This is a genomic window from Nocardia sp. A7 (assembly GCF_046549215.1).
In the GTDB taxonomy this organism is placed as follows: Bacteria; Actinomycetota; Actinomycetes; order Mycobacteriales; family Mycobacteriaceae; genus Nocardia.
In genome coordinates this window covers 1-25,800 of sequence record NZ_JAJPWE010000004.1, presented here as the reverse complement: position 1 = coordinate 25,800, position 25,800 = coordinate 1, and the positions used below count along the sequence as shown (strand labels likewise).

At 64.3% G+C, this 25,800-nt stretch carries 28 protein-coding genes and 1 pseudogene; 13 read left to right on the top strand and 16 right to left on the bottom strand.

Features of this window, described 5'->3' with window-relative positions; genetic code table 11:
- The first annotated feature begins 38 nt into the window (after positions 1–38).
- On the top strand, positions 39–791 hold the full coding sequence (locus tag ACLJPD_RS22025; protein ID WP_410874574.1) for a hypothetical protein: 753 nt from the start codon (positions 39–41) through the stop codon (positions 789–791).
- 422 nt (positions 792–1,213) lie between these two features.
- Here ACLJPD_RS22025 and ACLJPD_RS22020 read toward each other — a convergent pair whose 3' ends face one another.
- Positions 1,214–2,053 carry an esterase/lipase family protein gene (locus ACLJPD_RS22020; RefSeq protein ID WP_410874573.1) on the bottom strand — a complete coding sequence of 280 codons (840 nt, stop codon included), beginning with the start codon at positions 2,051–2,053 and terminating at the stop codon, positions 1,214–1,216.
- A 241-nt stretch (positions 2,054–2,294) separates the two neighbouring features.
- On the opposite strand from ACLJPD_RS22020, the gene ACLJPD_RS22015 reads away from it, so the two are divergent.
- Positions 2,295–2,912: a TetR/AcrR family transcriptional regulator gene (locus ACLJPD_RS22015; RefSeq protein ID WP_410874572.1), complete on the top strand. Its 618-nt coding sequence runs from the start codon at positions 2,295–2,297 to the stop codon at positions 2,910–2,912.
- A gap of 28 nt (positions 2,913–2,940) precedes the next feature.
- Here the strand turns inward: ACLJPD_RS22015 and ACLJPD_RS22010 are convergent, their stop codons facing one another.
- From ACLJPD_RS22010 to ACLJPD_RS21990, 5 genes are all read right to left on the bottom strand, one after another.
- Positions 2,941–3,816, bottom strand: coding sequence for an SGNH/GDSL hydrolase family protein (locus ACLJPD_RS22010; RefSeq protein WP_410874571.1), 876 nt, complete (start codon positions 3,814–3,816; stop codon positions 2,941–2,943).
- A 42-nt stretch (positions 3,817–3,858) separates the two neighbouring features.
- The gene (locus tag ACLJPD_RS22005; protein WP_410874570.1) at positions 3,859–5,925 is read right to left on the bottom strand and encodes a CocE/NonD family hydrolase; all 2,067 of its coding nucleotides are present in this window, start codon (positions 5,923–5,925) and stop codon (positions 3,859–3,861) included.
- Positions 5,926–6,143: 218 nt separating this feature from the next.
- Positions 6,144–6,794: a DUF305 domain-containing protein gene (locus ACLJPD_RS22000; protein ID WP_410874569.1), complete on the bottom strand. Its 651-nt coding sequence runs from the start codon at positions 6,792–6,794 to the stop codon at positions 6,144–6,146.
- Positions 6,795–6,796: 2 nt separating this feature from the next.
- Positions 6,797–8,377, bottom strand: coding sequence for an LVIVD repeat-containing protein (locus ACLJPD_RS21995; protein WP_410874568.1), 1,581 nt, complete (start codon positions 8,375–8,377; stop codon positions 6,797–6,799).
- Positions 8,277–8,678: a hypothetical protein gene (locus tag ACLJPD_RS21990; protein ID WP_410875444.1), complete on the bottom strand. Its 402-nt coding sequence runs from the start codon at positions 8,676–8,678 to the stop codon at positions 8,277–8,279. The genes ACLJPD_RS21995 and ACLJPD_RS21990 overlap by 101 nt, the downstream gene beginning before the upstream one ends.
- 27 nt (positions 8,679–8,705) lie before the next feature.
- Here ACLJPD_RS21990 and ACLJPD_RS21985 point away from each other — a divergent pair, with 27 nt between their 5' ends.
- Positions 8,706–10,202: a cellulase family glycosylhydrolase gene (locus ACLJPD_RS21985; RefSeq protein WP_410874567.1), complete on the top strand. Its 1,497-nt coding sequence runs from the start codon at positions 8,706–8,708 to the stop codon at positions 10,200–10,202.
- A 173-nt stretch (positions 10,203–10,375) separates the two neighbouring features.
- Entirely contained in the window at positions 10,376–11,068 is a 693-nt protein-coding gene (locus tag ACLJPD_RS21980; protein WP_410874566.1) for an alpha/beta hydrolase, read from the top strand.
- Positions 11,069–11,145: 77 nt separating this feature from the next.
- On the opposite strand, the gene ACLJPD_RS21975 is transcribed toward ACLJPD_RS21980, so the two are convergent.
- Positions 11,146–12,129 (bottom strand): zinc-binding alcohol dehydrogenase family protein, encoded by a 984-nt coding sequence (locus tag ACLJPD_RS21975; RefSeq protein WP_410874565.1) that lies wholly within the window; start codon positions 12,127–12,129, stop codon positions 11,146–11,148.
- A gap of 469 nt (positions 12,130–12,598) precedes the next feature.
- Between ACLJPD_RS21975 and ACLJPD_RS21970 the strand changes: the two genes are divergently transcribed.
- On the top strand, positions 12,599–12,805 hold the full coding sequence (locus ACLJPD_RS21970) for a hypothetical protein (protein ID WP_410874564.1): 207 nt from the start codon (positions 12,599–12,601) through the stop codon (positions 12,803–12,805).
- Positions 12,806–12,862: 57 nt separating this feature from the next.
- Here the strand turns inward: ACLJPD_RS21970 and ACLJPD_RS21965 are convergent, their stop codons facing one another.
- Genes ACLJPD_RS21965 through ACLJPD_RS21955 form a run of 3 tightly spaced genes read right to left on the bottom strand, consistent with a single transcriptional unit; the run spans position 12,863 to position 14,747 of the window.
- Positions 12,863–13,852 (bottom strand): zinc-binding alcohol dehydrogenase family protein, encoded by a 990-nt coding sequence (locus tag ACLJPD_RS21965; RefSeq protein WP_410874563.1) that lies wholly within the window; start codon positions 13,850–13,852, stop codon positions 12,863–12,865.
- A complete protein-coding gene (locus ACLJPD_RS21960; protein ID WP_410874562.1) occupies positions 13,853–14,338 on the bottom strand; it encodes a MarR family winged helix-turn-helix transcriptional regulator in 486 nt (161 codons plus the stop codon). It abuts the gene before it with no gap.
- 22 nt (positions 14,339–14,360) lie between these two features.
- Positions 14,361–14,747, bottom strand: a complete 387-nt coding sequence (locus tag ACLJPD_RS21955; RefSeq protein WP_410874561.1) for a YybH family protein — start codon at positions 14,745–14,747, stop codon at positions 14,361–14,363.
- Between the two features lie 38 nt (positions 14,748–14,785).
- On the opposite strand from ACLJPD_RS21955, the gene ACLJPD_RS21950 reads away from it, so the two are divergent.
- From ACLJPD_RS21950 to ACLJPD_RS21930, 5 genes are all read left to right on the top strand, one after another.
- Positions 14,786–15,274 carry a hypothetical protein gene (locus tag ACLJPD_RS21950; protein WP_410874560.1) on the top strand — a complete coding sequence of 163 codons (489 nt, stop codon included), beginning with the start codon at positions 14,786–14,788 and terminating at the stop codon, positions 15,272–15,274.
- Positions 15,184–15,855, top strand: a complete 672-nt coding sequence (locus tag ACLJPD_RS21945) for a tyrosine-type recombinase/integrase (protein ID WP_410875415.1) — start codon at positions 15,184–15,186, stop codon at positions 15,853–15,855. The genes ACLJPD_RS21950 and ACLJPD_RS21945 overlap by 91 nt, the downstream gene beginning before the upstream one ends.
- 477 nt (positions 15,856–16,332) lie before the next feature.
- Positions 16,333–16,932 (top strand): zinc-binding dehydrogenase, encoded by a 600-nt coding sequence (locus tag ACLJPD_RS21940; protein WP_410874559.1) that lies wholly within the window; start codon positions 16,333–16,335, stop codon positions 16,930–16,932.
- A gap of 205 nt (positions 16,933–17,137) precedes the next feature.
- Positions 17,138–18,094 carry an AAA family ATPase gene (locus tag ACLJPD_RS21935; RefSeq protein ID WP_410874558.1) on the top strand — a complete coding sequence of 319 codons (957 nt, stop codon included), beginning with the start codon at positions 17,138–17,140 and terminating at the stop codon, positions 18,092–18,094.
- A 170-nt stretch (positions 18,095–18,264) separates the two neighbouring features.
- On the top strand, positions 18,265–20,706 hold the full coding sequence (locus tag ACLJPD_RS21930; protein WP_410874557.1) for a S8 family peptidase: 2,442 nt from the start codon (positions 18,265–18,267) through the stop codon (positions 20,704–20,706).
- 262 nt (positions 20,707–20,968) lie between these two features.
- Here ACLJPD_RS21930 and ACLJPD_RS21925 read toward each other — a convergent pair.
- Positions 20,969–21,124 (bottom strand): annotated as a pseudogene (locus ACLJPD_RS21925) (IS3 family transposase); the annotation flags it as partial.
- A 444-nt stretch (positions 21,125–21,568) separates the two neighbouring features.
- On the opposite strand from ACLJPD_RS21925, the gene ACLJPD_RS21920 reads away from it, so the two are divergent.
- The 3 genes from ACLJPD_RS21920 (at position 21,569) to ACLJPD_RS21910 (ending at position 23,391) form a co-directional block, all read left to right on the top strand.
- On the top strand, positions 21,569–21,892 hold the full coding sequence (locus ACLJPD_RS21920; protein ID WP_410874556.1) for an epoxide hydrolase: 324 nt from the start codon (positions 21,569–21,571) through the stop codon (positions 21,890–21,892).
- A gap of 378 nt (positions 21,893–22,270) precedes the next feature.
- Positions 22,271–22,618 (top strand): hypothetical protein, encoded by a 348-nt coding sequence (locus tag ACLJPD_RS21915; protein ID WP_410874555.1) that lies wholly within the window; start codon positions 22,271–22,273, stop codon positions 22,616–22,618.
- A 47-nt stretch (positions 22,619–22,665) separates the two neighbouring features.
- A complete protein-coding gene (locus ACLJPD_RS21910) occupies positions 22,666–23,391 on the top strand; it encodes a VOC family protein (protein ID WP_410874554.1) in 726 nt (241 codons plus the stop codon).
- Here ACLJPD_RS21910 and ACLJPD_RS21905 read toward each other — a convergent pair.
- The 5 genes from ACLJPD_RS21905 to ACLJPD_RS21885 all read right to left on the bottom strand — a co-directional run.
- Positions 23,333–23,578 (bottom strand): transposase, encoded by a 246-nt coding sequence (locus tag ACLJPD_RS21905; RefSeq protein WP_410874553.1) that lies wholly within the window; start codon positions 23,576–23,578, stop codon positions 23,333–23,335. The genes ACLJPD_RS21910 and ACLJPD_RS21905 overlap by 59 nt on opposite strands.
- A gap of 147 nt (positions 23,579–23,725) precedes the next feature.
- Positions 23,726–24,382, bottom strand: coding sequence for an HAD family hydrolase (locus ACLJPD_RS21900; protein ID WP_410875413.1), 657 nt, complete (start codon positions 24,380–24,382; stop codon positions 23,726–23,728).
- Between the two features lie 19 nt (positions 24,383–24,401).
- Complete coding sequence (locus tag ACLJPD_RS21895) at positions 24,402–24,686, bottom strand: 3,4-dihydroxy-2-butanone-4-phosphate synthase (RefSeq protein ID WP_410874552.1); 285 nt, start codon at positions 24,684–24,686, stop codon at positions 24,402–24,404.
- Positions 24,584–24,889, bottom strand: coding sequence for a 3,4-dihydroxy-2-butanone-4-phosphate synthase (locus ACLJPD_RS21890; RefSeq protein ID WP_410874551.1), 306 nt, complete (start codon positions 24,887–24,889; stop codon positions 24,584–24,586). The genes ACLJPD_RS21895 and ACLJPD_RS21890 overlap by 103 nt, the downstream gene beginning before the upstream one ends.
- Before the next feature lie 767 nt (positions 24,890–25,656).
- On the bottom strand, positions 25,657–25,800 hold a 144-nt coding region (locus tag ACLJPD_RS21885; RefSeq protein ID WP_410875412.1), incomplete at its 5' end, for a sigma factor-like helix-turn-helix DNA-binding protein.

Below are 25,800 nucleotides of genomic sequence, written 5' to 3'. Positions count from 1 at the left end.
CGAAACACCCGAAGCACCCCAGATCGATGAGGACCATCATGAAAATATTCACCCCTTTCGCGACTGCCGCCATGACGGCGCTGGCCCTGTGTATCGGCGCGGGCACCGGCCACGCCGACCCCGCACCGGCGCAGACCGACGTGCACTACGAGGTCAGCAGGCAGGGCGATGCCGCAGTCGTCACCACGAGTGACGGCAAGCTCCAGGTCGTCGAAGGTCAGTTGGTGCTCACCACCGGCGCCGACGTCCCGGTTGCCGTGCTCCCCCTGTCGTACCGCATGGACGACAAGGTGTTCCCGATCGCCGCCACGATCGACAGCGGCACAGCGACACTCACACCGTCCAGGGACGGCGGGACCACCACAGCCGCCGCGACGAACGTGGTCACCCAGGACGCAGCCGTCCGGCAGATCGCCGAATCCTTCACCCCGCGCGACCAGACGGCGCTGGGCATGTTCACCCAGCGCCTGACGATCGGCAGCGCGGTGAGCGCCATCATCGGTGCCGTACTCGGTGGCGGTATCGGCTGCCTGGTCGGCGGTGCAGCAGGTGCGGTCATCGCCAGCCCGGTAATCGTGCTACTGGTCCCGTGGGTCGGAGCCACCGTCGCCGGCTGTGTACTCGGCGCAGCCACCCTCGGCGCGGTCGGCGGCATGGTCGGACTGGTCACAGTCGGTGGACCGCTGGCGCTGTTCTCGGCGTACCAGTACTTCTCGACCATTCTCGCGCCATGCCCGGCCGATCTCGGCGCGTACTGCAAGGACCCCGCAGTGCCCGCCCCCGCGAAGTAGCGGTTTCCACCGCACCACGCAGGCCCGCCCGAACCACGCTCGGGCGGGCCTGCCTGCAACTTGGCACATCCCAATCGATGTGCACGGCGCGATATTTCGGCGCGGACTCGTAGTCGGCCAGCCATCGCGCACCGGCGGCCCCACCGTCGGGCGTCGCCGGGGCGGGCGCGGCCGCCACCAGGCTGGCTATCAGCACTGCGGGCAGGATCGCCACCGCACCGCGTAACCAACGCCGGGCGCCCCTCGTCAGCATCGACTACCCATTGTCTTTTCCTCATTTTCGGCCGCGTTCCACATCTAACGTGGCGGCTCCCACAGAAGCGCATCAGATTGAATTTTGGCGCGAGGAAGCTGAGCGCCTCAGCGATCTGTTCCTGCGCGTGGCGCTCTCGTTCTCCGCCGCCGAACAGGAGGCAGCGGGCTCAGCAAGGAGTGGGCCTGACTGTCGAGGGATCGAGCTGGTTGAGAACCCACGCCTTGACAACCGGGTGCGAGGGGAGGCCGGCGTGGTCTGCCCGGGTTCCGGGGCACAGGTCCTGGACGAACAGATTCGTCACACCGGGCTCGGAGATGAAGGAAGCGGCTCCTGGTGGGGTGACCGTGGCGTCGTCACGAGTGGCGATCACCGCGTAGCGAACGCCTGATTGAGCGACCGGCCCGTCATTGAGGGCGCGGATGAATGCCGAGCCGGTTTCCAAATCCGCGCAGGCAGGGCAGGCGAGCGCGGCCATCGCGGTGTTGACGGGATCGCGCAGCGGGCTGCCAGGTGGGATCACCCCGACCACACCGCTCAAGGTGGTGCCGTGGGTGGGCGGAGCGAGCAGGATCTCAGCGCCGATCCGGTCGGCGTGACCCAGGTTCTTGGCGTAGTACTCGGCGATCACGCCGCCTTGGGATTGCGCGACGATGTCGACCTTGCCGGACCCGGTCGCGATGAGTACTCGGTCGATGAAAGCCGCTACCTCGCCCACGGATTCGCGCACTGGCCCGAGCCCACCCGATTGCAGGAACGGGCGCGCGGCGTACCCGTAGTCGACGACGAAGGTGCAGTAACCCGCGGCGAGCAGATCCGGTGTCAGCTGGTTCCACTCCTTGGCGGTGTTGCTGGTGCCGTGCACCAGAACAAGCGGGTTGGGATGGACCTCGGACGGGCGGCAGCCCCAATCGTTGACGACGGCGCTGGGCTCGGCGGTTGCGCTGGGCGCGCCGAGGACCACCGCCACGGCGGCTGTGGTGATCAGCAGTGTGTGGCGTCGGGGCATCGCGTGATTCCTTGCTCACCCGACGGGGAATACCGCTTGGGGGACATCGGGCAACTGAGTGCCGCCGGGTCCGATTGCAGGCGTAGAGGTTTGAGCCCGAACACAGCTGCAAGGGTTGCCGTGGCAGCAATTGATGGACACGAACATTCAAATTCATTGCCGAATTCAGATACATCAATGCATGTACGGTAGTGTGTCGGGCGCAGCATGCCCTGTCAAGACCGAGACAGAAAGATCAACGTTGCCGAGACTCACCCGCGCCGAAAGCGTGCAGCGAACCCGGGCCGCGTTGCTGAGTGCCGCCGAGGAAGTGTTCGCGGACAAGGGGTTCGGCGACGCCGCACTCGACGACATCGCCGAGCGCGCCGGATTCTCCCGCGGGGCCGTGTACGCGAACTTCGCGAACAAGACCGAACTCTTCCTGGCGCTGCTCGATGATTGGCTGCAGCGCGAGATCGACAGCGGCACACGGCTCACCGACCCCGCCAACACGGCCCAGCAGGATATCGACGCCCTCGAAGGCGAGGGCGGAAACCGCTTCTCCGACCGCAAGCGGTTCCTGCTGCTGATCGAATTCCGGCTCTACGCGCTGCGCCATCCCGAAGTGGCCCAACGCCTGCGCGACTACGACCAGGCCTCGATGAACTGGTTCGGCTCGGTCGTGGAACAGGTCGCCGACGTGTCCGGCATACGGTTGCCCGCGCCCACGGGGCAGATCGCACTCCTGGTGCTGGCGCTGGAACATGGCATCGCCACCTTGGCGCACACCGATCCCGAGCATGTTCCACACGAGGCGTTCCTGGATGCATTGACCCTGCTGAACCGCTCCCTCACCGCACTGGCGGAATCCGAAAAATGAAGCGGCCCAACACGCGTCACCCGCGAGGTCAATAGCCCAGTGCGGTCGCGACAACCCCTGCCATCGCGGTGGCTCCGGCCGGATTCGGATGGAACGGAGTCGTCGTGGTCGCCGGGACGAGCGGTTCCACCCAGCGGTTTTCCGCAGGCTGACAGAGGTCGTGACCGCCGATGGTGGTGGTGTCGGCCTCGATCGCGCCGTGTCGGCCCGCGGCGGTCCGCAATATCAGCGCAGCGGCGTGCTGAACGTCGTGAAGGTATTTCACGTCCGCGGGGGAAACCATCGGCATGGTAGCGCAGGGACCGCCATCGGGCAGCATATTGAGGTAGCTGACATAGACGATGTCCGCGTGCGGCGATCGCTGGCGAATATTGTCGATAGTGGCGCCGACCTTGTCTGCCACGACACCGACTCGGGCCGCACGGGTCTGCTTCTCCTGCGCACCGAGGGTCGTCTCACACAGGTTCGAGCCCGGGCCCAGCGTGGACATGGCGATGCATGTCCCCATGAAGGTGCCGAAATCCAGATCGTTGAACCCGATCGTGAGCGTCACCAGATCGGTGTCCGGCGTGAGCGAGTCCAACTGCGGCGCGGTGAATCCGCCCGGAATCGATTGTGGGCCGGTCATATTCGGGGTCCGGGCTTCGCCACAGGTCGCGTCGGTGAAGGTCGCGGCCCCCACCATCGCCTGTAAGTGCGTCGGATAGTTCTCCGTAGACCTGGTACAGCCCAGGGGGCCCTCGAGTTCGGTGAGGTCACCGACTGCGGAATAGGAATCCCCGAGTGCCACGTAGTGCTGGTACCGAGGCGGGTTGCCCTCCGCCGCAACAGCATTGGTCGGCACGGATACGGCCAGAGCGGCAACGCTCATCAGCATCCCACCCACGACTGTGATGCGCTTCAAGTTCGATCCTCTTCCTGGTTCATGACGGCGAAGTGTGCTGGGTCAGGGTGTGAGTGGTCGATCGCTGGGAACGTTGACCCAGCTCGGCGCTGCGGGATCGAGCACGACCGACTCGGGGCGTAGCCCGGTCTCGGCCGTGACTGGTCCCCAGGTGATCGATTTCGGAAGGTTCAGCGCGAATACATCGAGTCGGAGTCGGTGGCCGGGCTGTAGTAGTAGGTCCGTGGCCTGGGATCCGATATCGAGCATGGTCGGCCGGCCCGGTGTCACCGGTTGCCGGGCGTTCAGATTCAACGGGTAGTGCGGTGCGATGAGGTCGCCGTTCGGTGCGAACCTCGACTTGGCCGGGTCGATTGCGCGTAGCGAGCTGGTCAGCTGGCCGGAGCTGACGACGGTGGACTTTCCGTCCGGAGCGACATCGGTGACCATGACGGTGAAGTAGCCGTCGGTGGCGTCGGTGACGGTATTGAGGTGGACGTTGATCGGCCCGCTGATCCGCGTGGGCGCGGTCACCGGCGGCGAGGTGAAACTCAGCGCGTTCGATTCGGCCACTCGGTTGTCCTCGGTACAGCCCGAGAAGATTGCCACGAAACCGACCGATGCCTGTCCGGCGTCACGGGAGCACAGCGTTGTCAGACCCGGAGCGACGGTCCAGGTGGTCTGCGAGTTGTCGGCCGCGCCAAGTAGACCGCCATCCTGGACGGCGTGCGGGGCGGTGCCGCTGCGCTGCCCGCTGAGGTAGAGGCGACGGTACTCCAGCCCGGCCAGTGGATACGAATCCTCTTGCACCCAGCCTTGGCCGTAGGAATTCACGGTCGCGGGCGCGTAGTTGTCGATCCCGTTGTCGATTCCCTTGAGCCACTTGTCGAACCACGCCTTCTGCAACACCTTGATGCTCGGCGGGCTGCCGGGCGCACCCATCCCCGCGCCCATGGTGAAGTGGTAACCACTCCCCACGATCAGTTTCTTCTGATCGGCGGGCAGCGAGGTCATCGCCTCCAGAGTGCGCCACTCGGTATTGGTGAACAGGTCGTTCCAGCCGCCGACGGCCATGGTCGGTGCGGTGATGTTCGCCAGCGGCGACTCGTACGACTGCCGCAGCGCACTCGAATCGGTGAGTAGTTGCTGGGTCAGTGGCGACATCTGCGCGGGATCGGGCAGGAAGATGCCCTGCAAAATCTGCGGTATGTACACCAGCGGATCGCTGATCCGGTCGGTGAGCCACTTCCAGTCGAAGGTGCCGGTGAGTATCGACTCCGCGTTGGGCACGAACTTCTGAGAGTTGACCGAGGCGAGCCATGCCGACAGGAACGTCACGCCGAGTCCGCCGCCGGGGGAAAGCACATCCCGCATGATGTCCGCGCCGCCGGACACCGGGAAGATCGCGTCCAACCCCTCGGGCCGCTGAGCCGCGGCCTGCAATTGCGCGATCGCGGAGTACGAGAATCCGTTCATACCCAGCTTGCCGTTGGACCACGGCTGGTGTTCGGCCCAGTCGAGCACCTCGAGAGTGTCCTGCTGCTCGCGCTCGCCCAGCACCTGCCATACGCCTTGGGAGAACCCGGTCCCTCGGGCGTCGACGACGATCTGGGTGTAGCCGCTCTTGACCAATTGCTGGTCGACACCGGAAAAAGCATCGAGTAGGCCGCTGGACAGCGCGGCTTTGAAGTCGTCCACGCCCGAGATCGGGGTACCGGCGAGGCTGAACGAATGCGCGATTCCCACGGCCGTGGGCAGCAAATGCGGTGCGGCCAGCGTGGTGCTGACCATCATGCTGAACACTTTCCCGTACGGGGTGACATTGATGATGGCCGGATTCTTGTCCGCCACAGCGATATTGGCAGCATCGGCTGGACGGTAGACATCGGCCATCAACACGGTGCCGTCCGACATGGTGATCGGCACGTTCCACTGCGCGTTGATACCCGGGTAGGACTGCGGGCCCGCATAGGCCGCTGCCCACGCCGCAGGCGCGAGGCCGGGCCGGGCAGCCGCGTCGGCGGGGGCCGCACCCGCGATCGCGGGCAGCGTCAGAGTCGCGACGCCGACTGTGACCGCGGTTCGAAGCAGGATCTGTGAGATCGCCCGCGCACCCATGTGGTTCTTCATCCTCGAACTTTCGCTGGGCCCGTTATCGGAGCCGATGTTCCTGCGCTGAATGGAAGTCGTTCAGCGGTGGTCGTATGACGCGCAATCCGGGGGCCGGCGCTCACAAAGCCGCCTACAAATACATTAACGAATCCGGATGCACAGATGTATTTGTACCAGACAGTAGTCGTCCGGAGAGCCCTGTTCTGCAATCGCGCACGCAGAGGCAGGACACCCGGTCAGGGGTAGGGCAATGCTGGCGCGCCGCGCTGAGTGAGCATCAGACCGATCAATCCGGCCTCCTGCCCCTGTTCGGCGATCATGGACTGAATCGCTTCCCGCACCGGACGGGCGGTGGCCACCTGGCCGGCCAGTCGCGCCATGGCGATCCCGCCTTGGTGGTGGCGCAGCATGAGCTGTAGGAACAGCACGTCGGCATCGTTGCCTCGGGCAGTGGCAAGCCGGTCGAGTTCGGCTTGGGTGGCCATGCCGGGCATGACCGTTGAGGCGACAGCCGTGGTGGCTTCGGAGGCCGGCCGCTGATGGTGGTGCCCGGATGAGTCACTCGGCAGCCAGCTCATCGGGTGCGGGTTGGCGGCCAGCGCGCCGGCCAGGTTCAACCAGCCCAGCATCGTGCCGATCTCGATCCGCTGGGAACCCTCGATCTGGCGGGCCAGCCGGGTGACCAGAGCGTCGGCGCTGCCGTCGAGCCGTTGCACCATGAACAGCACCTGCTGATGGTGGGTGGTCATATCCTGTGCGAAGCCGATCTCCTGTGGGCTCAAGACCGGAGCGGCGGGCCCGTCCCAGGCGCCGCGCAAACCAGCGCCGATCACCAGCAGCGACGACGCGGCCGCGATCAGCGCCACCCGAAAAGCCCAGTGGCGCATGCCTATGACTGCCCGATGGTCGAGGCCTGATCGGCCGGGGGCGTGTAGATCTGGTTGTCCAGTTGCAGTGCCATGAACCCGTTGTCCGCGCATGTCGTCCATAGCTGGCTCCCGTGCCATTCCGGCGCGGAGAGGCACCAATCCGAGGACAGATCACCGAAGGCCACGTTCGATGTTCGGGGGGTCAGCGCGTCGGCGGGATCGAACTGTCCTTCCAGGACCGACCGCACCGTGGGGACTACGGCGTAAGCCGGGACACCGATAAGCGAGACCAGCGCGTGCGGCGAGTTGGTCAGCTGCAGGTTCCGATCGGTCTGTGCGGGCGGGTTGTAGTACGCGATCTCGCGAATCCGTTGCGGGTCACGCACATCGAACACCCGGATGCCGGAGGAGATCCACCCGCAGGCGAGCGCGGTCGGGTCGGCCGGCCGATCCGCCGCGCAGTAGTGCGCGTCGTAGGCGAAGATCGAACCGCCCATCGCTGAACCCAGTGCCGTGTCCTGATTTTGCGGCAAGTTGATCTCGAGCTTGACCGTCTCCGTCACTTTCGGAGATGTCTCGTCGGAGATGTCGACGAGCTTGACGCCGCCGGAGCCGGCTTCGTCCGCCGTGAACAGGTAGGGCTTGCCGTCGTAGGTCACCGGAATGCTGTGCTGGGTGCCTTGCCCGTCGGACCAGAAGACCCGACCCAGATGGGGCACTTGCGGATTGGGGTCGCGGCGCTGCACCGCACTGATGTCCAGCACCGTGAATCCGGCCAGGGTCGACATGTACATCCGATTGCCATCGGGGCTGATACCGAAGCCGTGCGAGGTGAGTCCGACCATGCCCTGCCAAACCACACGCGGGCCGGCGGGGTCCGAGACGTCGATGGCGCTGACGAACCCCGGCACGTTGCCCGAGGCCCAGTAGGTGTTCCCGTCCGGGGAGAAGCCGCCCTCGTGGGTCGTGATCGGCAGTGGCATGAGCAGATTCGTGCCCGGCCCAGGATTGAGTAGACGGGGGTGCGCGCAATCGGAGATGTCGTAGATGGAGAAGTACCCCGCGCCGGTCTCGAATGGGACGGCGGTGGCGGCCAACAGTTTGCGTGCGGTATTGACCTTCAGGCTTTCCCACGTGCCACCCAGCATCGCGGGTTCGGTGAGCGTCACGGTAGGCACCGGGTTCGCCGGGTCCGAGACATCGAGCACCTGGACCCCGCGATCATCGCCGAGCAGGTTGCCGGGGAAGAACGATCCGGTGTAGGAGCAGTGCTCGAACGTTGCCGAGGCGAGGCCGCCACCGCGGCCCGCGTAACCACCGATGAGCGACATATTGCAGCGGTATCCCTGTGTGCTGCGCCCGGTTTCGCGGTCCCCTGCCGGGACGTCACCTTGCAACCCGGTCTCCGGGAGCGAACCCGGCCCACAGTTCGCGCGCGGCACCGAACTCCGCCCGATATCTAAGAATTCCTGAACCCCGGGCAGGAGGTCCGACCGTAGGTCAGCCGACGCTCCACTGCTGGGCAGCATCGTCGCGAGCGCTATCCCGGCGGTAACCATGACCACCGATTTGGCTCGCCACATCTTTGTGAACATGCGCATCCTCATACCTATTACTCGAACTCACACAACTCGCAGATAAGGGCCAGGAACCGATGCCGGACTCCGGCGTACTGGAATCTCGGTCGATGAAGACGAGGTCGACGGGTTCGATCGGCGTCCTCCCCTGCTGTTTCGAACCCACCCGATCCGCCTGCCTACCCGAGCTATCGAGCATCCAGTTTCCGATGACGGCGAACTCGTGATCCGGTGAATCCGCATCCATCCGGGTGTTGACATTGGGTTCGGCGTTCTCCAAGCTGTCAGCGACGTCAACGTATTTGAATGCATTGATGTATGTCAAGGCTTGGATCGACGAGGAGTTGCGCGGATGTGTCGTGGAAGAACCAGCACCTGGCGTCGCCTCGGGCTGGCGTTATCGGTCGTGCTGTTGGTGCTGATCGAAGCGCGAACCGCCACGGCGGCTCCCAGTGCCGAGGTGCCGCAACTCCGCCGGGACGGGCAGTGGCTGGTCGATCAATACGGTCGGGTCGTCATCGTGCACGGGGTCAACCTGGTCTGGAAGCGCGCACCGTACGTACCGCCGGATACCGCCGAGGGTTTCACCGCCGCCGATGCAGCCTGGCTCGCTGAGTACGGATTCAACGGCGCGCGGATCGGAACACTGTGGGCGGGAGTCACTCCCACCGCACCGGGCGTGGTCGACGACGCCTACCTCGATGGTTGGGATCGCATCGTCGGGCAATTGGCCGCGAACCGCATCTGGACGCAGTTCGACTTCCATCAGGACCAGTGGCACGAGACCTACGGTGGCGAAGGCGTACCGCAGTGGGCGGTGCGACGACCGGCCGGCTTCGGCCCATACCCCGTAGCGTCGGCCCGATTCCCCTGGGGCTATTGGATGCCCGAGCAATCCGTGCTGTGGGACGACTTCTGGGCCAACCGCGACGGACTCCTCGACGACTGGGCCGACGCGTGGCGGGCCGTGGCCCAGCGCTGGCGGGATCAGCCATACTCCATGGGGTATGACCTGCTGAACGAGCCTTGGGCCGGAACGGAATTCGCCGATTGCGCGCTGACCGGATGCGCGCAGCACTACCGCACCGAACTGCAACCGGCGATGGAGCGCGCTCGCGCGGCGATCAGAGAGGTCGACCCGGACGGCCTCGTCTGGTACGAACCCCAGCAGCTCGCCGGTGGACGCGATGTCCCGACCTTCTTCGAGCAGGTCGCCGACCCGCAGATCGGTTACTCCTGGCACAACTACTGCCCCCAGGTGTTCCTGGAATCTCAGGGCCTGCCCGGCACCGATACCGAGGCCTGTACCGCCTACAGCGACCAATCCCATCAACGCGCCCGCCAACAGGCCGATCGCATGGGCGCGGTCGGCCTGATGAGCGAATTCGGGGCCACCGACAATGTGCGCGCGCTGGCCATCGACGCTGCCGCGGCCGACAAGAACCTGACCGGCTGGATGCATTGGGCCTACAAGCACTGGAACGATCCCACCACCGCCGACACCGCCCAGGGCCTATTCACCTCAGACGACGACCTCTCCTCGACCAAGACCGATAAGCTCCGCACCTTGGTCCGCACCTATCCCCAAGCCACAGCTGGGATTCCGCGCACCCTGTCCTTCGACGCGACGACCGGCGAATTCCACTACACCTACGACCCCGCCTCACGGGGAGCCCCGACCGAGATCTTCGTCAGCCCGCTGCACTACCCGAACGGACCGGAGATAATCGTCGCCGGTGGACGCGCCAGCGCAGTGGGACCGGACCACCGCGTGCTCATCGAAGCCGATGGAACAGCTTCGATCTCGGTAACGATCCGCGACTCGAAACCGGTCACCGGCGCACGCTGACGAGGATTGAGCAGCCATAGCGTTCGATCAGGCCGAATTCGGCCGATCGGTCCCGGCGTTCGCTTCCGTGGCGTTCGAAAGGCTTTCTTTTTGCCGATAATGGCTAGTGTTAGCGGTAGTCGCCCGAGCCGATCAGGTGTCTCGGGCACCTTCACCCGACGAGAGGATCTGGCATGACAGCATCGCCGAGTATCGTTCTGGTTCATGGGTTTTGGGGCGGCGCAGCGCACTGGGCCAAGGTGATCGTCGAGCTGGACAGGCGAGGCTTTCCTGATCTGCACGCAGTGGAGAACCCACTCACCTCGCTGGCCGCCGACGCGGCACGGACGCGCCAGATGGTCGAGCAGATCGATGGACCGGTGTTGCTGGTCGGTCATTCCTACGGCGGCGCGGTAATCACCGAGGCCGGGAACCTGCCCAATGTCGTCGGCTTGGTCTACATCGCCGCCTTCGCTCCCGATGCGGGAGAAAGCCCCGGACAGATCAGCCAGGAGCTGCCGCCTGCGGCAATCGACAATCTCGCTCCCGACTCCGACGGCTACCTGTGGATCAAACCGAACAAATTCGGTGAGAGCTTCTGTCAGGACCTGCCTGCCCACGAGCAACTCGTCATGGCCGTAACCCAGAAAGCTCCCCTCGCTTCGACCTTCGGCGACGCGGTGACCGCACCTGCCTGGAAGAACAAACCGACGTGGTACCAGGTCTCGAGCGAAGATCGCATGATCAACCCCGACAACGAACGTCGGATGGCCGAACGCATGAGCCCACGCAGCATTATCGAGCTGCCCGCCAGCCATGCCTCGCTGGCCTCCCAACCGGTCGCGGTCGCCGACCTCATCGAGCAAGCCGTCAAGGACTTGGGCTGACCGACTGAGTAGCGCCCGGATCCCAGCGATCCGGGCGTTACGCGTCCACACCGCTGTCGGGGCCCCGCTGGCGTCGGTCAGGTGGTGACGACGAGTTTGCCGACGGCGTGCCCGGATTCCATGTAGGCATGTGCTTGCTGGATCTGGTCGAGGCTGAAGGTGCGGTCGAGTGGGACGGTGGCGGTGCCGGCCGCGACCGTGTCGAGGAAGCTTTGCAGAACCGTGGCGGGCAGGTCGGCGGCATCGCCGCCGTAGGCGGTGAGCCGGACCCCGCGCGGGATGTAGTCGATGGGGTAGAACTTCTCGACGATCCACTGGTTGGACAACATGCCGGTGAAGCAGACCACTCCGTGCACCTTCGTGGCACGAAGGGTGTCGGGCAGGGTAGGGGTGCCGACGAGTTCGAGGGCGGTGTCGGTACCGTCGCCGAGCAGACCACGGACCGTGTCGGCGACTCGACCGTCGTCGATGAGGATGTGATCGACACCGAGGTCGGTCAGCGCCTGGGTCTTGTCGTGGCTGCGGGTGGTCGACAAGACGGTCATGCCGCGCTGCTTGGCCAGCACGGCGGTGGCCAGGCCGACCGAGGAGGTGCCGCCGCGGATCAGGATCGACTGCCCGGGTTGGGCATCGAGCCCGATGGTCAGTGATCCGTGTGCGGTTTGCAGCATTTCCGGCACCGCGCCGAGGGTGGTCCAGTCCAGGTCGCTGGTGAACGGGATCACTTGTGCGACCGGGACGCAGGTGTAGTCGGCGTAGCCGCCGTCGAAGACCCTGCCCATTCCGCCCATCATCGCCGCGACCTGTTGTCCGGGCTGGTATTCACCACCTGGGCAGTCGGCGACGACGCCGACTGCCTCGATACCGAGCACCCGCGGGAAGACGACCCCTTCGGCCAGTCCCAGGCGGGTGTGCAGTTCGGAGCGGTTGAGCCCGAACGCCTTGACCCGGATCAGTATTCGGCCCGGACGCGGCCGCGGTACCGGCACGGTGCGTAGCCGCAGCGCTTCGGGCGGGCCGGGGGCGTCCAGGACAACGGCGCGCATCGTGGTGGGAGTCATCGCTGCCTTTCGCGGATCGGGGCGCCGCACTGCGGGAGTCGTGCGGACTGCCCAGCCCGTCCGCTCGGTCGTCTTCCTGGATTCGTGGTGACCGGCCCTGCCGCTCGGCCGACGAGCGGTAGTTGCTGATCGTTGTGCGAGCTGTTTGCTCGGTCTGCCAATCTTCGGCGTTCGGCAGGGTATTCGGGCCACACCACGCCGAGAAGGTATTCGACGATGTCGGTGATCTCGGCGAGCCGACGCGGGGCAGGGGGTCGAGCGCGAAAGCCGGGACCCAATCGAGTTGGTCTCCCATCACCGGCGGTTGCCGACTCAGAACAAGGCCCTGGCCCGAACGGGCACTGGCACGCCCAGACCAGTGGTGTTTGGATGGCAGCTTGTCGGGCGTGGTCGAAGCAGAGGTCGGCACCGAGCCACGGGTCATCGGCGAGGTGGAGCAGAACTTCCCGGTCCGCGGTACACCCTTCGGATGCCGGTCGAAACGCTCACCGAGGCCGGGCGCGACCCCGCCCTGGCAGCACCCACCCTGCGGCATCCGATGATGGAGGAATGGATCGCGGCCCACCACGAACCGGTCGGCTACCTCGAAGGCGCTGTGGCCGATTCGTTGGGTCTGATCTACACCTCCGGCACCACCGGGAAACCCAAAGGGGTACAGCGAGAGGATTTCGGATGACGCCCTACCAACTGCTGTCGATCGCCACCAGCATCTGGCCAGTCGGCGCCGGCGTTGTCAGGTGGTGACGACGAGCTTGCCGGTTGCTTTGCCGGATTCCATGTAGGCGTGCGCTTCCTGAATTTGGTCGAGAGTGTAAACGCCGTGGATGGGCACGATCGCGTCACCGGAGGCGACGGCGTCGAGGAATTGTTGTAGGACGTCGGTCGGGAGGTCGCCGGCGTCGCCACCGTACGCGGCGAGGCGCACACCGCGGGGTAGGTAGTCGATGGGGTAGAAGTTCTCGACGGTCCATTGGTTGGAGAGCATGCCGGTAAAGCAGACGACGCCGTGGATTCGGGTGGCGCGCAATGTGTCCGGCAGGGTGGGTGTGCCGATGAGTTCGAGTGCGGCGTCGACCCCGCCGTCGACGATGGCGCGAACGTCGGCGGCGATGTCGCCGGTGTCGATGAGGACGTGGTCGACCCCGATCTGCTTCAGAGCATCGGTTTTGGCAGGGTTGCGGGTGGTGGAGAGCACCGTCATGCCGCGTTGTTTCGCGAGGATCGCGGTGGCCATGCCGACCGAGGAGGTACCGCCGCGGATCAGGATCGATTGCCCCGGTTGTGCGTCGAGGCCGACGGTGAGGGACCCGTAGGAGGTTTGCAGCATCTCCGGGACGGCGCCGAGCGTAGCCCAGTCGAGGCTGCTGGTGAACGCGATCACTTGGGCGACAGGGACGCTGGTGTACTCGGCATACCCGCCGTCGTAGGTGCGGCCCATGTTGCCCACCATCGCGGCGACCTGCTGACCGACCGGGAATTCGCCGCCGGGACAGGCGGCGACGATACCGACAGCTTCGATGCCCAGCACGCGGGGGAAGGTAACTCCTTCAGCCAGTCCGAGACGGGTATGGAGCTCGGATCGGTTGAGCCCGAACGCTTTCACCCGGATGAGGACGCGTCCGGGTTCGGGGTTCGGGACGGGTAGGTGACGCAGGTGCAGCGCCTCGGGCGGGCCGGGCGCGTCGAGGACAACGGCGCGCATTGTGTCAGGAAACTCGGTCATCTATGCAGGTCTCCTATCGGTGTTCAGGTTGGCTACGTGGAGCAGTTCGAGAGTGGCGTCGAATCGTGCGAGGACGTCGTCGGTGAGGACCGCGCCGATCCGGTCGGCGACTTCGGCGTCGAGGGTCGTTTCGGCAGCGGTCAGGATCTGTTCGCCGGCGGGGGTGAGCACGATCTGCGACGAGCGCCGATCGTGGGGGTGTTGTTGCCGGTGTAGGTATCCGGCGGCTTGGATGCGGTCGACGAGTTTGCTGGCGCCGCCTTCGGTGATGAGTAATGCGTCGGCGATGTCGTGGACGCGTGGATGATCGAGTCGTGCGACGACGCGCATCGGTTCCAGCCAGGTCAACGGCAAGTCGTGGTCGTTGCGCAGACGGGCATCGACGGCGTTCCACAGCAGGATCTGCACGCGCACGAGACGGTCGAAGAGCTCGGCGGGCCGGTCCGTACTCGACCGGACCACGCTTTGTGCCGGTATGTATTTCATGTCAGGGATTCAGCGGTCGCGATCATGCGGCTTTGTTGAACATGTAGCGGGCGATCTTCCATACGCCGTCGACGCGGTGCAAGACGAACACTTCCCGGTTGGCCTCGGTAGTCTCGGTGCCGGTGGCGAGGACGGTTTGGGTGCCGTTGCTGCGGGTCAGCACGTAGGCGATGTCGGGGCTGGCGACGACGAGTTCGTCGATCGTGAATTCGACGTCGAGATGGATCGCTGCGAAAACCTGCTCGTAGGCGGCGTGCATGTCGGCGCCGCGGGCGGTCGGTAGCTGGGTGGGCATGAACACGCCGTCGGCGGTGTAGAGCGACGCCGCGAGTGTCGCATCGCTGGTGTTCAGTGCCCGTTGGTAGTTGTCGAACAACGTGTGGATCTCGGTCTGCTCGATCGTCGTCATGGCTGGCTCCTTCGGTGGTCGAATATCCATTCCATGGAATGGAACGTACTCGTTGGTGCGGGTATTCCCGTGGCGGCCGATCACCCCCGAATCCGGTTCGCGGTCGTTCGGAGTGGTGGCCGTCCCAGATCGGAATAACACCCTCCGACCTGATAGCAACGATCCCGGAATGCCCCACCTTCGCCCACACCATCCCGCAACTACGACTCACCCTCACCCCGGGCACCCTGCGCACCTACCACGTCCACCTCGACAGGCTCGAAAACACCCGGCCCAACCAACGACTCGACGAGGTGACCGTCGCCGACCTCGACCGGCAAGCCCGCGACGTTCAAGCAAGCAGCAGAATCAACCGCAGCAGCCGCGACGGGACCGGCGCACGCGAACATTTCGTCAACGCCGTCCGTTGTCTCTACCGCTACGCCGAGAACAACAACTGGATCCAGCCCCACCGAAACCCCGCCCGCCAGTTGACGATCCCCACCCGACAACCCTCACACCGGCGCGCGATCCCTCTGCTCACCTGACCGAGATCTGCCAGGTTGCCGCCGTCACCGGAAACGACCGCGAACTCGACAGCCTCATCCTGCGACTCCACATCGAAACCGCCTGCCGCCGCGAAGGTGCCCTCCGGTTGCGCCCCGACGACCTCGACACCGAACTCTGCCTCGTGCTGCTCCGAGAGAAGGGCGGCGGGGATCGGTGGCAACCGGTCTCGCCCACGCTGATGTGGCATCTCGCCGACCATGCCGAACACCGTGGCAGCCCACCCGGGGGCCAGTTGCTGCGGTATCGGCGCGGGACACCGATCACCACCCGCCGCTACGACCACCTCTGGACACGCCTGGGCACCCACCTGCCCTGGGTCGCCACCCAGCACATCACCACCCACTGGCTACGCCACACCACCCTCACCTGGGTCGAACGAACCTTCGGCTACGCCACAGCACGCGCCTACGCCGGCCACCACACCCGCCGACACGGCACTACCGCGACCTACGTCAAAGCCGACCTGTTCGAAATCGCCACCGCCCTGTCAGCTTTGACCCAGGAACCACACCCGCTGCTACTGACCCACAACAGCTACGCCCCTGACATCTGGCAGTAGCCCGCCAGGACAACGGATCAGATTCCAGTCAACGAACCATCCAAATCGCCGCAACACCCAGCGGCTGCGACGTTGTACGGCATCGCAGCCGCTGCTGGGGAACCGACGCTCTCCCAAGAACGGGGGTGGAAACTTCAACGGACCTGGCCCGGGCGAGCGCCGGGCAAGAGTATTTCCTCGACCGCTTCTATAGGCGGTAGCCTCGGCGAAGACTAGCGGCGACGTTCACTGAATCACCTGCGGGACAGCGTCGCTTCGCGACTTGCAGCGAATCTTCTAACTCCTGCAACGCATTCGAGACCGGGAACGTAGGTTCCGCAGACTCCCAGGCAACCGTCCGCGCGCCGACATCTCACTCCTAGCAACCAGATCAACAAACTGAAACATGCTCTGCTACAGATACTTCCAGCATGTTCTGTGAGCACAAGTGTTGACAGCTACCTTGCCGCGATCTAGATTAGATACCACTCCAGCACATTGCCGGGCTCATCGCTCCCCCGCTCAGCGCAGTCGGGTCGGCGCCAGAAGGTCATACGAGATGACATCGCTGACGCCGGTCCGAGTGCTGCCCGGAGAAACGTTCTCGTCCAGGGGGCGGGCGGCGGTGTCGCGACCGCGCTGGTCCAACTGGCCACCACCGCCGGAATCCGCGTGTGGGTCACCTCCCGCGACGCGGGACGAAGACAACGCGCCGTCACCGAACTCGGTGCGGACAACGCCTTCGCACCCGATGCGCTACTACCCGAACTCGTCGACGTGGCGATGGACACGGTAGGCGCGGCGACCCTGACATCGTCGCTGCACGCGCTCCGGGCAGGTGGGCGCCTCGTCCTGGCCGGAGCCAGCAGCGGCGCGATCACCGAACTCGACATCAGCGCCATATTTCTGCGCTCGTTGTCGGTCCTCGGCAGTGCGATGGGCAGTCCCGACGACCTCCGCAGGCTCGCCGACTATGTGGCGACCCACGAGATCGTTCCCGCGATCGATTCGATATGGGACTTGGACAATGGCCTGCAAGCGCTGGAGCGTGCCCGGACCGGCGACGCGTTCGGAAAGGTGGTCATCCGGTGTAGCTGATATCCACGCGACCGGCCATCGCCGATGCGGCCCACCGACCGACGTGAGCCGAGCCCGCACGGGGGCGACGCGAGCCGACGGGTATCACATGAGATCTGCCAACCTTCGCCTGCGGTTCAGCAAAGATCGCAATCTTCCACCGGTAGGCTTTGCCCTCTGATGGGTAGACTGGGCATGGACGCCTATGTAATGAAGGAGGCGGGGGATGGCACGTTCTGACCTGCTGCTCGACCTCGTCGAGGCCGAACGGCGGGGGGATCGCGACAGGTTCCGGATGCTTGTTGAGGCGGTAATCGCCGAAGAACGTGCGAAACAGCATCACCTAGTAGCGGATCGTCTATCTGAAATCATCACCACCACGGGTCAGGGGATGGCCCGTGACGAACACGCGACGGCTGTGCGTGATCTTGTCGCGGAAGTCGTTCCACAACGTCGCATGGATGAGCTCGAACTCGAACCTGTCATCTCCCGCGTCCTGACCGAGCTGATCGAAGAGCAGAAGCGATCGGAGCTGTTACGCAGCTTCGGAATCGAGCCCAGAAACCGGCTACTGCTATCCGGGCCGCCAGGCAACGGCAAGACCAGCGTGGCCGAGGCGATCGCTGCAGAGCTGATGCTGCCCTTCTACGTCATCCGGTACGAGGGGGTGATGTCCAGCTTTCTCGGCGAGACTGCAGCCAGACTCGACCAAGCCTTCGAGTTCGTGAGGACCCGCCGTTGCGTGCTCTTCTTCGACGAACTCGACACCATCGCCAAGGAGCGATCAGACGAGCACGAAACAGGCGAGATCAAACGTGTCGTGTCCACACTGCTCCTCCAAGTCGACCGGCTTCCCGCGCACGTCATCCTGATCGGCGCGACGAACCATGGCGAGCTGCTCGACCGGGCAGCGTGGCGGCGATTCCAAATTCGAGCTGAACTACGCCCCCCAAGCCGCGCACAGGCAACGAAGTACCTTGAAACGCTTGCCGCAAGGTTCGGCGGTGACCTCGGTTACACGCCTCGTACACTCGCTGACAGAATGGCTGGTTCGAGTTACGCCGAACTCGAGGAGTTCGCACTCGACGTTCGTCGCCGAGCGGTCCTGGAACTCCCCGATGTCGACCTCCGTCGAATCGTTCAAGAAAGGCTCGAGCACTGGCGCAAACAGGCAACGGAGTGACGGGGGAGCCTCATCCGCTTCTCGCGCTCAGCCCACCTGACACGGGTAACCGGCCGAAGAAGTCGCCAGCCCGACCACCAGCTCTCCGCAAACCGACTCACGCTCGTCAAGTCAACAGACTCTCTCCGAAGTTCCAGGCTCTTGCAGGTGCCTTTGCCAACCAGCGCGCAGTGTTGACAAAGGGGCAAGTCGATGAAATCGACCCTGAGCTTGTCCTAGTATTCGACCTCGCGGGCACCCTCGAACAGTTCCGCAACGCAATCGACCGAATCGAGGGCTTCGAGTTCCTCACCGAACTCCTCGATGAGGAGTCCGAGGCCGACGAAGACTTCCACATGCTCGATGGGCAGCTCAACCCAGCCGACAAGCCCGTCATGCACTCCCTCTATCTGGTCATGACCAATGCACAAGCCGCCAACCAACTCGTGCAGCTGTTCGATCGATGGGAGGCTGACCCCGGCGCACCGTTCGACTGGGGACTTGCAAAGTTCAAAGCTGCGTTCGAGCAACTCAGAGACCTTCGCAAGTGGGACGCAACCGACCGCATACGTGACACCGGATTGCTTGAGCAGTGGACCGAGCGGCTGCAAGTAGCCGGGCAATCTCCGAGCCCTGTCACCGTCGAGATTGAACTGTGGTTTCGCCGGACGCCGGAAGATCGAGCTGCAGCGCACGCCCATGTGAAACGTCTGGTCGATGCCGCCGGCGGACAGGTGAAGGATCACTCCCAAATCAGCCAGATTATGTACCACGGCATTTTGGTACAACTGCCCGTTCAACAGGTCGAGTCCGTCCTCCGAGAGGGCGTCGAATCGATCGAACTTCTTGCCGCCGACGACATCATGTTCGTCAGCCCTTACACGCCGATGTCCGTCTTCACTCCTTCCTCGGAACCTGTACAAACCGCAGGACTCCCGAAATCTGAGCACGTTGAGACCAAGCCGCGCATCGCTCTGCTGGACGGGTTGCCGGTTGTCAATCACGGTGCTCTCGTCGGACGGCTGGTCGTTGATGACCCCGACGGCCTTTCCGACGACTACGCGGTCAGCTCACGTCGCCACGGTACGTCCATGGCGTCGCTGATCGTTCACGGTGACCTGTCCGCTCCCCAGCCCCCTCTCGATCGGCCTCTGTACATTCGCCCGATTTTGCAGCCTCATCCGTGGCGTCCCGACCACGAGCAACCCGTTGAGGGCATGCTGTGGATCGACTTGATACACCGAGCCATTCGACGAATCTTCGACGGCGACGGTGAGCACGACGGAGTCGCGCGCAGCATCCGAATCATCAACTTGTCGATAGGTATCGAATCGCGTGCGCTGGTTCGTCGCATCAGCCCACTGGGCAAGCTGCTTGACTGGCTCTCGATTGAGTACAATGTTCTCTTCGTCGTCAGCGCTGGGAATCACCCGAACAGTCAGATCTCTATTCCAGCGGCATCGGCAGCAGACATAGGTACAGCCCGCATCGAGGCAATCAAAGCCGCCCGCAGCAATGCTCGTTCTCGACGGGTGCTTCCGCCCGGAGATTCCCTCAACGCTCTGACCGTCGGTGCATTGCATGCCGATGCAGCTGGTGACATCGCCGATTCCGACACAGTGTGGGATCTCGTGGATCCGGGGATGCCCGCACTCTACGGGGCGGTCGGACCGGGGTTGGGGAGGTCCGTGAAGCCCGAGCTCCACCATGTCGGTGGCCGCGCGCTTTACGTCAAACCTGTACTGGCGAAAGGCGATTCCTTCGTGGAACTCGACCTCGCCAACACCAGCACATCAGGACCCGGCAATCGTGTCGCCGCGCCGGGACGCCTCAGTGCCACCAACGCAACCACCTTCACACACGGCACCAGCAACGCAACCGCGCTGGTCACGCGCGAGGCCAGCCGGATTTTCGACATCCTGGAAGCCGGAGCCGACAGCCCCTCCGATACATCGTTCCCCGACCCGCAGTTTTATCCGGTCCTGGCGAAAGCCCTGCTCGTCCATGCCTGTGAATGGGGTGAGCTCCGTCCGAAGTTTGAGCAGATGCTGGGCCTGGATCCCAGTACTGTCCGACGGGACCTAACTGCGTTGCTGGGCTACGGCGCGCTCTCAGTGGATCGGTTGGGGCTCGCTGCGGCGAACCGAGCAGTGCTAATTGCTGGTGGCCTGATCGAACGAGACCAGCGGCATACTCATTGGGTTCCGCTGCCGTCATCCTTGCGTGCGAAGGCTGCCTGGCATCGGTTCACAATCACACTGGCATATATGGCCCCTACCGCTGGGCAGCTAACCAGATATCGCGGAGCCAAAGTCTACTTCGACCGGCTCGATGATCGAGCAGCAGGTGCATCACGAGGCATGGAAGCAGATTACAACTCTGTTCGGCGTGGTACTTGTCAGCACGAAGTGATCGAGAACTCGCGCTCCCTGCGGTTCGACGACGATGGTCGTCTTCCTATCCATGTCGATTGCATGGACGACGCTCAAAAACTGGCGAAGGGCAGCAGGCTGCGTTATGGGCTGGTTGTGTCGGTGGAGACTGCTATCGCCACTTCAGCCACCATCCACCAGGAGATCCGCACACGCCTTCAGGCCCAAGCACGCGCGGCCGTCAGAACACGCTCACGATAGCCAAAAGTCAAAAGTCAATACCGTAGAGCGCATGCGGTGGGCAGTGCAGCTGAATTGCATCTCGCGCTTTGACCAGCGAACTGACGTCACTTCCACCGCGCGTCAGCTCATTTCGTGGATCGATCGACCGCAGCAGCGAAAGGTGGACTCGGCCCAGCGGCTTGAGCAATGCCCGGGAACAAGCCTCATTCGCCGTCAAACACGAAGCCGCGGAGGAATCCGGTGATGTTCCCCCGGTTTCGTGGAGTCGAGATACCAGACTTCAGGCCACGGGTTGGATAGATGTCTGCATCATCTCGTACCCGATCGGGGTCCGCATGCCGAGTGCGGAGTGGCGTCGGCGTCGGTTGTGGAAGATCTCGAGGTATTCGAAGGTCGCGTTCGCCAGCTCGATCCCGGTTTTCCAGCGTTGACGGTTGAGAAGTTCGGTTTACATTCTGCCCCAGAATGATTCGATGACCGCGTTGTCGTAACTGTCACCGACCGACCCCATAGATTGTGCTATCCCGTTGTCGGGCCAGGCAACGAGTTGAACATGTGGCTGTATTGATCGCGTGTTGCGTTGCCGGGATCGGACCGAGTCGCTTCGCACCTTCCAACCCCTGCAACGCATTCGAGATCGGGAACGTAGGTTCCGCAGACTCCCAGGCAACCGTCCGCGCACCGATATCTTACTCCCAGCAATCGATTCAACCCACTGAAACATGCTCCACTACAGATGCTTCCACGACAATCTGCAAGCACAAGTGTTGACAGTTACCCCACAGCGATCTAGATTAGATACCACTCCAGCACTGTTCTTCGTCAAATCTGTCCGGGATCTGTGATCAAGTCCCCCCTCGCGCACAGATTTGCTCCACAGGTGCCGAACCCGGCCACACCGATCAGCCGCGACAACATCCTGATCACGGCAAGCCTGTACTGGTTCACCCGAACCGGACCCGCGGCAGCCGACTTCTACTGGGAAATCGCCCATGCCGAGAACACCGGCTGGGGAGGCCCGTCGCCGGTGCCGCAGGGCCAGTCCCTGTTCTACAGCGACCCCCTCGTCCGCAAGGCCCTCGGCGTCGGCGACAGCGTCGCCTTCTTCCGGGAACACACCGAAGGCGGGCATTTCCCCGCCTTCGAAGTCCCCGAGGTGTTCGTCGACGACGTCCGCGCCTTCTTCCGACAACTCCGCAACTGACGCAAGCCGAGAGGAACTGCCTCGCCGCGCGCGCTCCGACCGAGATCACAGCTCCCTCGCATTCGCGAGTATCCGACGGATGCGAGGTCTCGGCCGCTTACCGGCAGCCGACACGGGCCAGGGCACGCGACAAACGCCCTCTTCTGCCGCGTCCCGCGGGTTCGCGAACGCATTGATCTGCCGATGAGTGAGCTCACTGTGCGCAGGCCGACGCGGCAACACATCGACGGCGGAAGCAGTCGTGCCTGCGGCCTTTAGGCACGCCACCGCAGACCAACCGTCCCATCAACTCGGTGTAACCAAAGTTGGCTGATATGCCCGGCGCGGGAGTACGCTTCCAACAGTAGTCAAATTTGTCTACTAGGCGGATTGGGTTAGATGAAGCCGGTACGACTTCTGGTCATGGGAGCGCTGCGCAGGCGCGGTCGGGCACACGGGTATCAGATCGACGTCGATCTGGAGTCTTGGGGTGCACACGAGTGGTCCACCGCCACATCGGGTTCGGTGTATCACGCGCTCGAGAGCATGTCCGGACAGGGCCTGATCGAGGACACGGAACTGGACTCCTGGGGCCCGGTGGGCGAGGTCATCTCGCTGTGGCCGACGACCGCCGACACCGACGCCCAGTGGACCCGGCGACTGATCCACCTCCAGGAAGAGGGCGCATTCAGCATGGCCGACGAGCCCGGCTCCCCCACCCGCCGCCCCACACAGCCAGCCGAGTAGCAGCCGCGAGCATCAACGAAACCTTCCCTTCGAGACGGAGAAATGTCATGGCCCACGAGATAACCGTCCCGCTGCTACCCTGCGGGTCCATCGACGAGATCGTCGAGTTCTACACCATGCTCGGCTTCACCCAGACCTACTACCAGGTCCGCCCGAACCCGTGCGTGGGCCTACAGCGAGAAGACCTCCAGCTGCAGTTCTTCGGCATGCCCGACTTCAGACCCGAGGACTCCTACGGCAGTTGTGTGGTCCTCGTGCCCGACACCCAGCAGCTCTTCGAGGCATTCGCCGCGGGCATGCGCGCGGTCCACGGCAAACTCCTGGTCTCCGGGATCCCGCGGATGACCCGCCCGCGCAAACGCAAGAACGCCGACAACTACTCCGGGTTCACGGTCATCGACCCCGGCGGGAACTGGATCCGGATCTTCGCGTCCCCGGGTACCGGCGGCACCGGTGCGTCCGCGGTCGGCAAGCTGGCCAGGGCGCTGGAGAACGCCGTCGTGCTCGGCGACTCCAAGGGCGACATTCAGCAGGCGGCGAAGATTCTGGACGCCATGCTGGCCCGGGAGCAGGGTCGCGCACCGGCCGCTGAACTGGTCGAGGCGTTGGCCTACCGCGCTGAACTCGCCATCCGCGCCGACGACACCACCGCTGCGGTCGATGCCCTCACCCGCGCCCGCGCCGTCCCCCTCACCGAAGCCGAACGCAGCGAACTCACCGCGCACTTGGCCGGCCTCGAAGACCTAGAGGCCGTCGTCGGACTCGCCCCCTAATGCCGTGCGGGCGCTCACACCCGCCCGCTGAAGTCGCAGTCCGAATCGTCAGCGCCGGATCCCGGCCGCTTACACTGCTGTCCCCGCACCAGGACGCGAACCGATCTCGGGTGCCGAATCGGTGCATGCCTGCGGTGTCTGCCAAAAGCCTTGCCGTGTTTGATGGTCCGATGCCATGCAATTCCATCAGGGTGGACCCGTGATCTGAACCCTGCCGACCGGGTCATCTGGGCGCAGATCGGCGATCAGACCGCGGGCTTGCATGGTGAAGACTCACTCTTCACCGCCGAATTCCCGGTCCGCGAACAAGGTAACCATGCGGCCGGCCGGAACGTCAGTGGGTGCTCGTGCGGGCCGATCCCGTGAGGATGCTGCTCAGCCACCGCTGGGCGTGGCCATGGTCAGGGGCCAGATACTCGGCTAGCTTCGCTTCGCTCGGGGACACAGCGGGCGCCCAACTCGGGATGGCCAGCACTCGCATCCCCGCCGCATGTGCTGACTGAATTCCCGCTATCGAATCCTCGACTGCCACACAAGCATTCGGGTTGACTGCGAGTAGCGCGGCGGCGTGCAGCCAGGGCTGTGGGTGGGGCTTGGTATGCGCCTGGTCTTCACGGGCGACCACGACCTGCAAGGATCGGCGTAGCCCGAAATGATCGAGGGTGGCCGCGACGAACCTGCGCGGAGAAGCCGACACCACACCGGTAGCCGCCCGGCTCGTGACCGCCGCCAACAGCGCGTCCACCCCCGGGAGCAACGCGATGTGACCGGCTTCTACCTGGCCGATCATCGCCTCCACACAATCGGCGACAACCCGATCGACGGCATCGATACCGCACACCTGGGCCAGATACTTGGCCCAATCACCGTGGCCGTGGGTACTGCGCCGGTCGACATCGGTCCAGATATGGCCGTGACCGGCGGCGTACTCCGCCCAGCAGCGGTCCCATGGCTCCATGGTCGCGGCGAGAGTCCCGTCCAGATCGAACAGGACGGCCTGACGTCCTTGCTCATGAGAGAACGGGAGCCGTGGTCTTGGGGGCAGCGTTGCGAGCGATGAGCTGATCGATCGAAATCAGCTTCAGCTCATGGGAATCGGCGAAGGCACGCAGTGCGGGCAACCGCATCACCGTCCCGTCGTCGTGACAGACCTCGCTGATCGCCGCCACCGGCGACAAGCCCGCCAGCCGCATCAACTCCACTCCCGCTTCGGTATGACCCTGACGCGCCACGAGCCCATCGGGGTGCGCGGCAACCCGAGTAGCTCGGCCCGCTCGACCGACATCGGCGCACACACCACTCCTCCGGTGTAGCGAATAAAGAACCCGAGTGTTTCGGGCGTGGCCAGTTCGGCGGCCATGATCAGGTCGCCTTCGTTCTCGCGGTGCTCGTCGTCGACCACGATCACTGGTCGGCCGGCGGTGATTTCGCTGATCGCGTCATCGAGTTCGTCGAAGAGATTCGCTCGATCCTGTGTACTCGCCGAAACGGTCATCATTGGCCTTCCTGTCCGGGTTATGCGAGGGAAACAACGCACTCAACACAGCAGGCAACAATGGAATCCAAGATCATTGCGATCATACGCCCCGGGCGTACGCACGCAGCTCCGATCGACCACAGGAAGCAATCGCTCATGCCGCCCGCTAGTGCCTCGTGAAGCAACCTTCGGTAGGTAATCCGGTCGCCGGATCTTGGAGTCGACAGCGAAGTCTCGTTTGGTCGGGCGGGGTCGCGCCCGCCGGGGTCGCAAGCACCGCGACCAGCGCGGTCTGCCGCACTCGGTTTTGGGTCGAAAGCTTCGAACCCCCGTTCGTTGAAGTCGTGGATCACTTGCCGCACATAGGCTTCGCTGACCTCATCAATCGGGCGATCGCAGGGACGGGCTGGCGTTGTGCCGAGGCCATCACCACGATCGCACGGCGCATTCCCCGCGAGCAGGCTGCCCACCCTGGTCGCCGCCTAGTCGGCAGCTGGTGTGGGCAAACGCTCGATGTGAGGTCGGTGGGACAGAGCAGGCTGTCAGCTGGCCCGGAGAATCGAAAGCGATCCTGTCTCCGCCCCATCGACTCATCCACCAGGCACCGGCGTGAGCCGGGCATGTATTCCGGCCGCGACCCGGTTCCGGTCGTGAATCGGCGGGGTTCGAGTCGAGAACGGCCGGACCTAGACGGATGGCCTCCGCCCGCTCGGTCGGGCGGCAATCTGAGCAACGGCTGACGGTAGACCTGCCGCGAAGCGGGAGACGACGCAGGCGAAAGTGGCAGTTCAGGCCGCAAGCACGGGTTGGTCGTCGGTGGTCTGGGCACGCAGATCAGCCAGCAGTCGGGTGAGTTTGCGAGACACACTCATCTGCGAGACACCGAGGCGTTGCGCGATCTCGCCCTGGGTGAGGGTGTCGTAGAACCGCCA